Source organism: Nocardia brasiliensis NBRC 14402 (assembly GCF_000308475.2).
Classification (GTDB): domain Bacteria; phylum Actinomycetota; class Actinomycetes; order Mycobacteriales; family Mycobacteriaceae; genus Nocardia; species Nocardia brasiliensis.
The window spans coordinates 86,125-98,723 of the sequence record NZ_BAFT02000070.1; the positions used below are offsets into that span (position 1 = coordinate 86,125).

Annotated in this window: 10 protein-coding genes and 1 riboswitch; of the genes, 5 read left to right on the top strand and 5 right to left on the bottom strand. The window is 67.2% G+C overall.

What is annotated here, in order from left to right; genetic code table 11:
* A complete protein-coding gene (locus tag TY25_RS26030; protein WP_162184227.1) occupies positions 1 to 702 on the top strand; it encodes an MOSC domain-containing protein in 702 nt (233 codons plus the stop codon).
* A 337-nt stretch (positions 703 to 1,039) separates the two neighbouring features.
* Complete coding sequence (locus tag TY25_RS26035; protein WP_042260194.1) at positions 1,040 to 1,906, top strand: hypothetical protein; 867 nt, start codon at positions 1,040 to 1,042, stop codon at positions 1,904 to 1,906.
* Between the two features lie 48 nt (positions 1,907 to 1,954).
* Here TY25_RS26035 and thiC read toward each other — a convergent pair whose 3' ends face one another.
* Together thiC and TY25_RS26045 are read right to left on the bottom strand one after the other, a co-directional pair.
* Positions 1,955 to 3,604 (bottom strand): phosphomethylpyrimidine synthase ThiC, encoded by a 1,650-nt coding sequence (gene thiC / locus TY25_RS26040; RefSeq protein WP_042260196.1) that lies wholly within the window; start codon positions 3,602 to 3,604, stop codon positions 1,955 to 1,957.
* Positions 3,597 to 3,706, bottom strand: a riboswitch (TPP riboswitch). (Overlaps the previous gene by 8 nt.)
* Positions 3,707 to 3,888: 182 nt before the next feature.
* On the bottom strand, positions 3,889 to 5,292 hold the full coding sequence (locus tag TY25_RS26045; protein ID WP_162184228.1) for a lipase family protein: 1,404 nt from the start codon (positions 5,290 to 5,292) through the stop codon (positions 3,889 to 3,891).
* A gap of 97 nt (positions 5,293 to 5,389) precedes the next feature.
* On the opposite strand from TY25_RS26045, the gene TY25_RS26050 reads away from it, so the two are divergent.
* Complete coding sequence (locus tag TY25_RS26050) at positions 5,390 to 6,079, top strand: TetR/AcrR family transcriptional regulator (protein ID WP_042260198.1); 690 nt, start codon at positions 5,390 to 5,392, stop codon at positions 6,077 to 6,079.
* Positions 6,080 to 6,260: 181 nt separating this feature from the next.
* On the opposite strand, the gene fahA is transcribed toward TY25_RS26050, so the two are convergent.
* The 3 genes from fahA to TY25_RS26065 form a co-directional block, all read right to left on the bottom strand.
* A complete protein-coding gene (fahA, locus tag TY25_RS26055; RefSeq protein ID WP_226887142.1) occupies positions 6,261 to 7,439 on the bottom strand; it encodes a fumarylacetoacetase in 1,179 nt (392 codons plus the stop codon).
* Positions 7,436 to 8,632 (bottom strand): homogentisate 1,2-dioxygenase, encoded by a 1,197-nt coding sequence (locus tag TY25_RS26060; RefSeq protein WP_014988743.1) that lies wholly within the window; start codon positions 8,630 to 8,632, stop codon positions 7,436 to 7,438. The genes fahA and TY25_RS26060 overlap by 4 nt, the downstream gene beginning before the upstream one ends.
* Before the next feature lie 181 nt (positions 8,633 to 8,813).
* A complete protein-coding gene (locus TY25_RS26065; protein ID WP_042260204.1) occupies positions 8,814 to 9,443 on the bottom strand; it encodes a TetR/AcrR family transcriptional regulator in 630 nt (209 codons plus the stop codon).
* Positions 9,444 to 9,594: 151 nt separating this feature from the next.
* Between TY25_RS26065 and TY25_RS26070 the strand changes: the two genes are divergently transcribed.
* Together TY25_RS26070 and TY25_RS26075 are read left to right on the top strand one after the other, a co-directional pair.
* Positions 9,595 to 11,517, top strand: a complete 1,923-nt coding sequence (locus TY25_RS26070; protein ID WP_042260206.1) for an acyl-CoA dehydrogenase family protein — start codon at positions 9,595 to 9,597, stop codon at positions 11,515 to 11,517.
* Between the two features lie 58 nt (positions 11,518 to 11,575).
* Positions 11,576 to 12,532, top strand: coding sequence for an oxygenase MpaB family protein (locus TY25_RS26075; RefSeq protein WP_042260208.1), 957 nt, complete (start codon positions 11,576 to 11,578; stop codon positions 12,530 to 12,532).
* Positions 12,533 to 12,599 lie beyond the last annotated feature (67 nt).

Sequence of the window (12,599 nt, forward strand, 5' to 3'; positions counted from 1 at the left end):
GTGGTCGGGCAGATTGCCGAGATCAGGCGTTTTCCGGTGAAATCCACCGCGGGTGAATCGCTGCCCGGAGCCGCTGTCGACGAACGAGGACTTCATTTCGACCGTCGGTGGGCGGTGTACACGGCCGATGGGGGGATTGCCAGTGGCAAGACCACGCGCCGGTTCAGAAAGGTCACCGGCCTCATGCGGTGGCGGTCGGCAGTGGACGTGCCCTCAGGCCTTGCCTACCTGTGGGATGGCGACGACAGGCGATACCGAGTGGGTGACCCGCTGGCGGACAAGGCGCTGACCGAGGCGTTCGAGCAGCCACTTGTCCTTCGCGCGGAATCCACGATCAAGCACCATGACGAAAGCGGCGTGCACATTGTGACCACTTCCTCGGTGCGGCGGGTCGAACAGCTTGTCGACACGACCTTCGACCCGCACCGAACCCGCGCGAACCTCCTCGTCGAGACCGACGGTATCGGGTTCATCGAGGACGGCTGGAGCGGCGCCATTCTCTCGATCGGCCCAACTGTTGTTCTGCGCCTCGGTGTAGCGATGCCCCGCTGCGTCATGATCGACCAACCCCGAACCGGCGTTTCACTCAGCGCTTCGGTACTGAAATCCCTTGGCAGAGAACACAGCAACACTCTCGGCTTGAAGGCCGAAGTGGTTTGCCGCGGCACGATCTCAGTGGGAGATACCGTCCGTCTGGGCTGAATCGCTGAAATCGGTTCGAACCCGGAAACCTGTGATCGCAAGTCTTGGTTGTCACCACTGACGTTGCCGACCCGGGCCGTTGTCACCGTGGGCGGGGACTCGAGTGCTGCGGCAATGGCACGCCCCACCAGGGGATCTTTCGTTGTAATCCCCGGAGAATCGTGAGCGTCTCTTCGTCGGAGATGCCCATGATGATGGACCAGTCCGTTGAAGGGGCGCGCCACAGCGCACGAAATCAACTGGTTGACAGGGGCAACCTGAAGGGGAACCCGAGACCGATACTGCCTCGAACATATGTTCGATATACTTGGGTGGTTGCGGTCGAGAGCGAGGGGCTATGCGCGATGTGTCGTCCGGGTTGATGAAGCTGCTGGTCAACGAGGTGGGGGTGCGGCATGGGTTGGTGCTCGAGGCGTCCGCGGGGGAGTTCGTGCTGTCGGGGGGTGCGGGGTATCGGGTGGTGCTGCCGCACACGCGGCTGGACCGGCTGGTCGCCCGGGTGCCGCGGCAACTGTGGGCGACGCTGATCGGGGATCGGCTGGACGTGCAACTGGCGGATCTGGCGGCGGGGCATCTGGATCTGTCGCGGTTGGCGGCGGTGCGCCCGCAATTGCGCACCCGGCTGTGTTCGGCGCGCACGAGCGGATTGATCAACGACGTGCGCAGGCTGGTCGCACCCGGCCTGTTGCAGCGGGTACTCATCGACTACGGCGAACTGATGGTGCCGGTGACCTATGCGGCCGCGCAGCGTTGGGGCGCAAAGGAATCCGACCTGTTCGCGATCGCCGAGCGCAATACCCGCGCGGAAGGCGGACTGGATCTGATGGCCGCCGAGATCGACGGCATGGACGACGTGGATCTCCAGATGATCTACGGCGCTTCGGATTTCGTCACCGCGCACGTGCGATGGCTGGACGACTATCCGGTGGTCGGGCCGTGGGGCGCGCTGCTGGTGCTACCCGGCCACACCCATGTGCTGGTCCATCCGATCACCGGCCCGACGGTGTTCGCGGGCACCAGCCTGCTCGCCCAGTTGCTCGTCGCGGGCGAGGCCGACGCGCGGCCGATCAGCCGCGCGATCTACTGGTGGCGCAATCGGATCACCGTCGATATCGCCGCCACCATCCGCGGCAGCGGCGAGTGGATGGAGGTGGTCCCCGCCGACCACCTCGAATCCCTGCTCGAGGTCATGCGCCGGGACTGACCGTCCGTACACCCCTCGACGGCGCGAGAGGTGTACGGACGCAGCGGATTACGAGACGACCGGCAGGTACACCGCGTTGCCGTGATCGATGAACTCGGCGGACTTCTCCGCCATGCCCGCCTCGATCGCCTCCACGTCGGTCAGCTGGTTGCGCGCGGCGTACTCGCGCACATCGGCGGAGATGCGCATCGAGCAGAACTTCGGCCCGCACATCGAGCAGAAGTGCGCGGTCTTGGCCGGCTCGGCGGGCAGGGTCTCGTCGTGGTACTCCCGGGCGGTGTCCGGATCCAGCGACAGCGCGAACTGGTCGCGCCAGCGGAATTCGAAACGCGCCTTGGACAATTCGTCATCGCGCTGCTGTGCGTGCGGATGCCCCTTGGCCAGGTCGGCGGCGTGCGCGGCGATCTTGTAGGTGATCACGCCGACCTTGACGTCGTCGCGGTTCGGCAGCCCGAGATGCTCCTTCGGGGTGACGTAGCAGAGCATCGCGGTGCCCGCCTGCGCGATGATCGCTGCGCCGATGGCCGAGGTGATGTGGTCGTAGGCGGGCGCGATATCGGTGGCGAGCGGGCCGAGGGTGTAGAACGGCGCCTCCTCGCAGAGTTCCTCCTCGAGCCGCACGTTCTCCACGATCTTGTGCATCGGCACGTGGCCCGGGCCCTCGATCATCACCTGCACGCCATGGGATTTCGCGATCTTCGTCAGCTCACCGAGGGTGCGCAGCTCGGCGAACTGCGCCTCGTCGTTGGCGTCGGCGATGGACCCGGGCCGCAGGCCGTCGCCGAGGGAGAAGGTCACGTCGTATTTCGCGAGGATCTCGCACAGTTCCGCGAAGTTGGTGTACAGGAACGATTCCTGATGATGCGCCAGACACCAGGCGGCCATGATGGATCCGCCGCGGGAGACGATGCCGGTGACCCGCTTGGCGGTCAGCGGCACGTAGCGCAGCAGCACACCCGCGTGCACGGTCATGTAGTCCACGCCCTGCTCGCACTGCTCGATCACGGTGTCGCGGTAGATCTCCCAGGTGAGCTTGGTCGGATCGCCGTTCACCTTCTCCAGCGCCTGGTAGATCGGCACGGTGCCGACCGGCACCGGGGAATTGCGCAGGATCCACTCGCGGGTCTCGTGGATGTTCTTGCCGGTGGACAGGTCCATGATGGTGTCGGCGCCCCAGCGGGTGGCCCACACCATCTTCTCGACCTCCTCGGCGATGGACGACGAGACGGCCGAGTTGCCGATGTTCGCGTTGATCTTCACCAGGAACTTCTTGCCGATGATCGTCGGTTCGAGTTCCGGATGCCGGTGGTTGGCCGGAATGACGGCGCGCCCGGCGGCGACCTCGTCGCGCACCAGCTCGGGGGACACCCCCTCGCGGGCCGCGATGAAGCGCATCTCCGGCGTGACGATTCCCTGCCTGGCCCAGGCCAGCTGGGTCGGCGGCCCGTCGACCTCGGGCTTGTCCCAGGTGTCGCGCAGCTTGGGCAGACCCGCTTCCAGATCGATCACCGCGGCGTCGTCGGTGTACGGCCCCGAGGTGTCGTAGAGGTCGAAGTGCTCGCCGTTGGTCAGGTTCACCCGGCGCACCGGAATCCGCAGCCCGTCGGCCTCGGTGTAGTGCTTGACACTGCCTTCGATCGGTCCGGTGGTGACCGATTCCACGGTCTCGGACCCATCTTTGGACGCAACAGTTGCCATGATTTTTCCTCCCTACGCCGGCATTACCCGGTCAGGTTCATACGGTCGACGGCCCCTAGCCGTCCTCTCAGCCCGCTGGTGCGAGCCCCCGTTGGCGTGTGAAATTTTCCAGCACGACAGTACCCGGCGTCCTGGGACCCGCGCCCGGTGATCGGAGGATTGTCCGAGTCGGCGGCGGTGGCGACGATCCCGCGCCGGTGTGTTCCGCCGAGCGGCCGGCCCGTGGCACAGACCTGCCCTCGACCGTGGCTCCGGTCGAGGGCAGGTGGTGCGCGAGCGCCGGGTCAGCGTTCGCGCGGGCCGATCGGGAATCCCAGCGCGCCGAAGGTGGCGTTCAGGTTGATCTCGATCTGGGTCAGCAGGGCGTTGAAGTCGGCGAGCATGGACACGACGTTCTCGGTGCGGCAGCCGAACTGATCGGGTGCGTTCGGCGCGAGCCGGCCCTTCAGCCAGTTGAGCGTGTCGGCCATGCCGAGCGACGGCAGGGTCAGATGCTCGCTGAGATGGTCTCGCTTGTAGATCACCGAAGCGCCGCCGGCGCACCACTGCCCGCTCAACCGGTCGTTGGTCCACACCGGCACCGCCTCGTCGAACACGCCCTGGTAAAGGAAGATCGGCGCGGTCGGGATGTTGCGGCCGAGCACGGTCGCCTCGAACACCTCCTTGATCTCGGGGACCGCGAGGAACTCCGGGATCGAGACGGTCAGCATGCGGCCGTAGTCGACGAACATCTGGGTGAGCGCGTTGCGCGGAAGGCATTGCCGCTCAGTGCGATCCATCAGCGCCCGGCCCTCCGGCGTCAAGTACCGGTCCGCGGCCTCCTTGAACTTGGGGTAAGCCTTGCGCAGCGACGAGATACCGATGCCGATCAGGCTGGAGAACATCGACCCGTTGACGTGCAACAGCGACACGACGTCCGAGGTGGGTGCGCCCAGTGCGATGCCCTTGACGTTCAGTTCGGGCGCATAGGTCGGCTGCATTTCCGCCGCCCACCCCGAGCCCATGCCGCCGCCGGAGTAACCCCACAGTGCGACAGGCGTATTCGCGCCGTCCAGGCCGAGCGGCTCGAAACGCTGAGCGGCCCGGACACCGTCCAGGGTCATGTAGCCGGGTTCCTTGGCGACGGCGAGATGCCCGTCGAGGCCCTCGTAATCGGGGATCGAGATCGCCCAGCCCTGGCTGATCAGTGCGGCGATGGCGATCAACTCGCTCTGCGAGTGCACGCCTTCGATACCGGCCAAGCCCGAACCCTGTTGCAGCACAAAGGAAGGCGAGCAGTCGAGGCTCGCGCTGTCGTAGTAGAACTGGAGCGAGACCAGCGGCCGGTGCCGATTCGGGTCCGCGCCCGCGGGCAGGATCACGGTGGTGACCGCGACGGTGGGTTGTTCGTCCAGATCCGTGGTGCGATAGAGCAACTGCCAGGAACGCACGTTCAGCGGCAGTACGGTCAGGGCGGCCAAGCGCACCTCGCGGGACCGCAGGATGGTGCCCGGCTCCTCGGCTTGGAAACCTTCGGGTGGTTGGTAGAACGAATCTTCGTGCGGGAGTGGCATCGCCGCGGCCGGCGCGGGTCTGACGCCGCCGGCCAGCAGCACGGTGGTCACGGCGATCGCCATGGTCACCAGCACCGCCACCGCCCGTCTTCCGGTGCGTACTCGGCCGGTCGGATCCCCTTTGATCACTGACACGTGCGTGTCCTTCCTCATCAGCGTGACAGCGATTACAGCATGAGAGCGTGTTATCAACAAGAGCTCTTTCTAAACAGCGCCGAGCTATGGTCGAGGGATGACCCGCAGCAAATCCGCCGCGCGGCCTGCCCCGAGTCCGGCGCGCCGCCGGATCCGTGGACTCGACGCCGAACAGCGCAGCGCCCAGCGGCGCAGTCAACTGCTCGACGCGGCCACCGAACTGTTTGCCGAGCACAGCTATTCGGGAACATCGATCGAGCAGATCTGCCAGCGCGCCTATGTCGGAACCAAGGGGTTCTACGACCACTTCGAGAGCAAGGAAGCGTGCTACCTCGCGTTGCTCGAACAGCTCACCGCGCAGATCCAGCAACGCGCGGCCGCGGGCGCGGCCGCGGCCGCGGGACTGGGCTGGCCGGAGCGCGCGGCCGCGGTGGTCGACGCGTTCGTGCACGCGATCGCGGACGACCCGCGGCTGGCGAAGGTGACTTTCGGTGAGGCGGGCGGTATCTCACCGACGGTGGAGAAGATGCGGCGCAGCAACCGGCGCTGGGCGGCCGCCTTCCTGGATCGGGAGTGGGCGGGCGAGCCCGCGGCCGACCCGGCGGTCCAGCGCGCCCGGCTCGCGTTGGCGCTGGCTGCGATCGGCGGCATGTTCGAACTCGTCGCGGACTGGCTGCACCATCACGACGACGGCGAGGCCCCGGACGGCGCCGAGACCCTCACCGCGGATCTCACCGCGTTCCTCACCGTGCTGCACGCCGGCCGCGGAGCCGTTGCGGCCGAATAGGTTCGGACAGACCGCGAGCCGGGCCGATGGGTATCGACCCGGCTCGTGTCGTTTCCGGCTGCGGACCTACTTACCGCCGGACGAGCCGGTGGCCAGCAGGTCGAGCAGCGGCAGAATTCTCCGTTGCCGGACGCTACCGGTCAGCGCGGGAGCCGAGCAGCCCGTGATTCGCGGGGCACCATCACCGTGGGCGGGCGGGCGAGATGCGGCCGGTGACCTCGCCGAGGCCGATGCGGCGGTCGGCCGGTCCCGGGGCGGTCGCGGTGATGCGCACCTCGTCGCCGTCCTCCAGGAAGGTGCGTTGCTGACCGTTCACCAACACTGGTTCCTTACCGCCCCAGGACAGTTCGATGAACGATCCGCGCTGATCCGGCTCCGGCCCCGAGATGGTGCCGGAGGCGTACAGGTCGCCGGTTCGGGTGGCCGCGCCGTTCGCGGTGAGGTGCGCCAGCATCTGCGCGGGCGACCAATACATCCGCGAGAACGGCGGATGCGTGACGGCCTGCCCGTTCCACGACACCGTCAGGTCGATATCGAGACCCCACGGCTCCTTGTCCTGGAGATAGGGCAGCGGTTCCGGAGACTGCTCCGGCGTCGGCACCCGGGCGGCCTCCAGCGCCGCGAGCGGCGTGACCCACGGCGAGATCGAGGTCGCGAACGACTTGCCGAGGAAGGGGCCGAGGGGCTGGTACTCCCAGGCCTGGATATCGCGCGCGGACCAGTCGTTGACCAGCGCCACACCGAACACCCGCTCGGCGAACTCGCCGGTCTCCACCGGCGCGCCGAGTTCGGAGCCGACGCCGATCAGGAAGCCGAGCTCGGCCTCGATGTCCAGCCGCCGGGAGGGACCGAAATCCGGTGTGCCGGAATCGGTCCGGCGCTGTCCGCTGGGCCGGATCACCTCGGTGCCGGACACCACGACGGTGCCCGCCCGGCCGTGGTAGCCGACCGGCAGGTGCCGCCAGTTCGGCAGCAGAGGTTCACTGTCGGGGCGGAACAGCCTGCCGAGGTTGGTCGCGTGGTCGATGCTGGCGTAGAAGTCGACATAGTCACCGATCGGGACCGGCAGGCCGAGGCGCACATCGGCCAGCGCATGCACCGCGGCACTGTCGATCTCGGTGTCGACGAGTTCGCGCACCCGCTCGCGCACCTCGCGCCAGCGCTGCTGTCCCTGCGCCATGAGCGCGGCCAGGCTCGGCCCGGCGAACTCCGGATCACCCAGTGTCGCAGCGAGATCGACGACGACATCGCCGATGCGGGTGCCCACCCGATAGTTCTGGCCCGCCGGGGCGAACACGCCGTAGGGCAGGTTGTCCACGCCGAACAGCGAATCGGCGGGTACTTCGAGTCGAGTCCTCACTGCGGCCCCCGTCCCGACCAGGTCCACGCGTACGCCGGGTCTTCGCAGGCGAGGGCGCCCTCACCCAGTTCGAGCGGGCGGAAGGTGTCGACCATGACGGCGAGTTCGTCGAAATATTCGAGTCCGATGCTGCGCTCGTAGGCGCCGGGCTGCGGGCCGTGCGCGTACCCGCCGGGGTGCACCGACACCGAGCCCTGCCCGATCCCGGATCCCTTGCGCGCCTCGTAGTTTCCGCCGCAGTAGAACATGATCTCGTCGGAGTCCACGTTGGAGTGGTAGTACGGCACCGGGATCGACAGCGGGTGATAGTCGACCTTGCGCGGCACGAAGTTGCACACCACGAAATTGATCCCCTCGAAGGCCTGATGCGCGGGCGGCGGCTGGTGCACGCGGCCGGTGATCGGCTCGAAATCGCTGATGTTGAAGGTGATCGGATACAGGCAGCCGTCCCAGCCGACCACGTCGAACGGGTGATCGGCATACACCATGCGGGTGCCGACGACCTGCCCGCCGGCCCGGTGCTTGACCAGCACCTCCACGTCCTTGCCGGTGGCGGTGAGGGTTTCGGCCGGGCCGTGCAGGTCGCGCTCGCAGTAGGGCGCGTGCTCGAGCAGCTGGCCGAACTTCGACAGATAGCGCTTCGGCGGGGTGATGTGGCTGGCTGCCTCGATCACGTAGGCGCGCAACGGCTCCGGGCCGGAGGGCAGCCAGCGATGGGTGGTCGCGCGCGGAATGAGTACCTGATCGCCCTGACGGGCGAACACGGCCCCGAACACCGTCTCCACCACCGCGGAGCCGGATTCCACGTAGACCAGTTCGTCACCGATCGCGTTGCGGTACAGCGGAGAACCGCCCTTGGCGACGACATAGGAAATGCGCACGTCGGCGTTGCCGAGGATCAGCCTGCGGCCGGTGACCACATCGGTGCGCGCGTGGCTGTCGTCCGGGAACAAGTCGTGCAGCTTCAGATGCCGATGGCGCAGTGGATGATTCGGCGTCGTCGACTGATCGGGCAGTTCCCACACCGTCGAGTCGACGATCGCGGGCGGCAGCCCGCGGTGGTACAGCAGGGACGAGTCGCCGGAGAAGCCCTCCTCGCCCATCAGCTCCTCGTAGTAGAGCTGTCCCTGCTCGTCTCGATGTTGGGTATGCCGCTTCGGCGGCACTGCTCCTACCTGTCGATAGAACGCCATGACCGCACCTCCTGCCTGGCTTGTGGCCTGGTTTTAGTTTGGTCACCATCGTAGTGACGGCGGCTCGGCCGCCGTGGCGGAATTCAGCCCCGACAGCGCGAATTCTGTCGGAACATTCGAGGATCGGCGGGCATTTCGTCTAGCTGTTGCGTGTGTAGCTGGCTATTTGTCAGGCAGCGCCCTAGGCGTGCCGCAGGGCGCGGTACACCGCCGCGCCGACGAAGGCGCCGAGATCCCGTGGCGTCCATCCGTCCTGGTCGGCGAGTAGCGTGCGGACCGCGCCCTCGCCCGCCGAGACCCACTGCTCGACCAGGACCGGCAGCTTGCGCTCGGCGTCCTCGGTGCCCCAGGCCCGCAGCGTCGGGCGCAGCAATGTGGTGCAGCGCTCGACCGCGAGCGCTCGACCGCGCCCGAACGAATCCGCAACGGCGGGATCGGGATTGCCGTAGAGCAGCCGCCAGGCGTCGGGCCGGACGGCGGCTTTCTCCAGTAGCGCGCGGAAGCCCTCGATGAACACCGTCTCGCCCGCGTCCACGGCGCGCGGCGGCAGGACTTCGAGGACGCCGTCGATCAGGCAGCTCTCTTCGCGCTGGATGAGCGCCTCGATCAACTCGACGCGATCGGCGAAACAGGCGTAGACCACCGGACGGGTCACCCCCATCCGGTCGGCGACGGCGGCCATCGTGACGGCCGCGATTCCGTCCTCTACCGCGATCGCCAACGCGGTGTCCAAGACCTGGGGCCTGCGGCGTTCCGGACCGAGGTGCGGCGCCCGCTGGCGTGGCTGCCGCACCGCCGAATCGCTACCCATGCGGACCAAGATAGCAGCGGCCGAACCCGAATTCCCGCTGGTACCGCGCCCGAAGATCAATTTCCTACATCGGCGAACAAAAATGCTACAGTCGCGAATGAAATCGGTGGGATCGCACCCAGCCGCTACCGCCACGCCCGAGGAGTCTTTGATGACCGCGACCCTGTTCAACCCGAAGACCTGCGAGTTCGCCGAATTCGACGCGACCACCCGGCGACTGCTGCGCGCGACCGTCGACTGGTTCGAAGGCCGGGGCAAAGCGGTGCTCAAGCAGGAGGACCGGGACCGGGTCTGGTACGCCGAGTTCCTCGATTTCGTGAAGCGCGAGGGCGTCTTCGCGACCTTCCTCACACCGGCGGCCGAGGCCGACGGTGACCCGGACAAGCGCTGGGACACCGGGCGCATCGCGATGATGAGCAAGATCCTCGGCTTCTATTCCATGCAGTACTGGTACGTCTGGCAGGTCAGCATCCTCGGCCTCGGCCCGATCTGGCAGAGCGGCAACGCGGCGGCCAAGCGGCGGGCCGCGACCCTGCTGGACTCCGGCGAGATCTTCGCGTTCGGTCTCTCCGAGAAGGAGCACGGCGCCGACGTCTACTCCACCGACATGGTCGTGACGCCGCAGGACGGCGGCGGCTTCCTGGCCACCGGCGGCAAGCACTACATCGGCAACGGCAATCAGGCCGCGCTCGTCTCGGTGTTCGGGCGGCGCTCGGACAAGCCGATCATCGACAGTTCGAAAGCGCTGGAGAGCAAGCCGACCGACGCCGATTACGAGGGGTATCTGTTCTTCCTCGCCGACAGCGCGCACGAGAACTATCACCTGCGCGGCAACGTGGTGGACGGCCAGATGTACGTGGCCGCTTTCGATCTCGAGAACTACCCGGTGGCCGAGGAAGACATTCTGCACCGCGGCGAGGCGGCCTTCCACGCGGCGATGAACACCGTGAACGTCGGCAAATTCAACCTCGGTTTCGGCGCCGTCGGCGCGTGCGAACACGCCTACTACGAGGCCATTACGCACGCCGAGAACCGAATCCTGTTCGGGCACAGGGTGACCGAGTTCCCGCAGGTGCAGGCGTTGATGACCGATTCGTACGCGCGCCTGATCGCGATGAAGCTCTACAGCGAGCGGGCCATCGACTACATGCGCTCGGCTTCGCCGCAGGACCGGCGCTACCTGCTGTTCAACGCGATCGAGAAGATGACCGTGACGCGGCAGGGGCAGCGGATCATCGAAGACCTCGCGGACGTGATCGCGGCGCGCGGCTTCGAGAAGGACATGTACTTCCCGATGGCGATGCTCGGCCTGTTCGGCCTGCCGCGCCTGGAAGGCACCGTGCACGTGAACATGGCGCTGTCGCTGAAGTTCATGGCCAACTACATGTTCCATCCGGCCGACGCCGGATTGGCCGCGCTGCGCCTGCTGCCCGGCGCGGGTGCCGCGCCGCAGGGCGCGGTGCGCGCGGTCTCCGGCGCGCTGAGCTGGTCGAGTCGCAAGCTGGCCCCGCGCGCGGGTGCCGCGGTGCCGCAGCTGCGCGCCGAATTCGCCGGTGCCGCTTACGCTCCCGTGCCGACCCGGCGGGACGCGGCCGACGACGAGTTCCTGTTCCGGCAGGGGCCCAGCAGTGGCCTGGGCCGGATCCGGTTCGCGGACTGGCGGCGGGTCTTCGAGAAGTTCAGCCACATCCCGAATGTCGCGGTGTTCCTGGAGCAGGCGCGTGCCTTCCAGACCCTGCTCGCGGCCGCGGAGCCGACGGCGGCGCAGCAGCGCGACGTGGACTTTCTGTTCGCGATCGGCGAGCTGTTCACCGCGCTGCCCTATGCGCAGCTGATTCTCGAGCAGGCCGAGATCGAAGGCACCGATGCCGACGTGCTCGACCAGATCTTCGACAACTTTGTGCGCGAGTTCGCCAAGCACGCGCTGACGCTGCACACCAAGCCCGCGGCTACCAAGGCGCAACAGACGCGCGCGCTGGATCTGATCCGGCGGCCGGTCGCCGATCGGGCCCGCTTCGAGCGGGTGTTCGCGCAGGCCAGGGCGCTGTCCGGGACCTATGAGATGAACCCATAACTATGCCGTACCCGAATGCTTCGGTTACGACCGAGCCGTCCTGCAAAGGAGCAAGACGATGACCACGCACGCCACCCGCCCGCAATTCGACGCACCGGCGCGGACCATCCGTGAGGTCGACTACGGCTTCTTCGGGCCGGACTCGCCGACCTGGAAAGTGTGGACCAACGCCACCGCCGTGATCGGCTTCCAGCGCTCGGTCGTGCTCGAACATTTCGATCCCGCGCTCACCGCCGCGGTCGCCGACGTCAAGGGCATCTACACCGACCCGCGCGGCCGGCTCGACCATACTTTCGCGTACTTCCTCATCGCTGCCGTCGCCGACAGTCGCATGGCGATCGAAGCCTCCGAACATTTGATGAAGGTGCATGCGCAGGCCACCGGCATCGAGCCGATCACCGGAAAGCGCTACAGCGCGAACAATCCCGACTCCCAGCTGTGGATCCACGTCACGGGCTGGCATTCGGTGCTCAAATGCTACGAGGTGTACGGTCCCGGTCCGCTGAGTCCTGCTGAGGAGCAGCGCTATTGGGCCGAATGCGTGATCGCGGCCGAATTGCAGACCTGCAAGCTGTCCGATGTGCCGCGCTCGCGGGCGCAGGTGCGCGAATACTTCGCGGCGATGCGGCCCAAACTCTGCACCTCCGAACGCGCCCACGAGGGCATGCACTATCTGCTGCACACCCCGCGTGATCGCGGCGTCAAACTCTGGGCGGGCAGCCGCCTCGTCGCCCCGGCCGCCATCGCCACCCTCCCGAAATGGATGCGCACCACAGGCGGTTTCGACCACCCCGCCGTCGTCGACCGCGGCTACCGCCTCCCCATGCGCGCCGCCATCAAAGCCCTCGGCAACGAGAAGGCCAAACAGGCCGTCCTCGGAAACTTCCTGGGCCCCATGACCGCCCGCCTCTACGCCGAACACCTCGCCGCAGGCATTCCCACCACCCCCACCACCGTCACCCCCGCAGCGGCCCGCACCCGCTACGCCCACACCAACCGCGCCTCCGCCGGGTGAAGGGCGCTTCCGCTCGAGTTGTCGTCGACTGATCATTGCCGTATTCGAGGTCGGAAATCGACTCGGT

Excerpts from the sequence above, each read along its gene's own strand:
- TY25_RS26035 (WP_042260194.1), top strand. The coding sequence starts at position 1,040 with ATGCGCGATGTGTCGTCCGGGTTGATGAAGCTGCTGGTCAACGAGGTG.
- thiC (WP_042260196.1), bottom strand. The coding sequence starts at position 3,604 with ATGGCAACTGTTGCGTCCAAAGATGGGTCCGAGACCGTGGAATCGGTC.
- TY25_RS26075 (WP_042260208.1), top strand. The coding sequence starts at position 11,576 with ATGACCACGCACGCCACCCGCCCGCAATTCGACGCACCGGCGCGGACC.
- TY25_RS26065 (WP_042260204.1), bottom strand. The coding sequence starts at position 9,443 with ATGGGTAGCGATTCGGCGGTGCGGCAGCCACGCCAGCGGGCGCCGCAC.
- TY25_RS26060 (WP_014988743.1), bottom strand. The coding sequence starts at position 8,632 with ATGGCGTTCTATCGACAGGTAGGAGCAGTGCCGCCGAAGCGGCATACC.
- TY25_RS26050 (WP_042260198.1), top strand. The coding sequence starts at position 5,390 with ATGACCCGCAGCAAATCCGCCGCGCGGCCTGCCCCGAGTCCGGCGCGC.
- TY25_RS26070 (WP_042260206.1), top strand. The coding sequence starts at position 9,595 with ATGACCGCGACCCTGTTCAACCCGAAGACCTGCGAGTTCGCCGAATTC.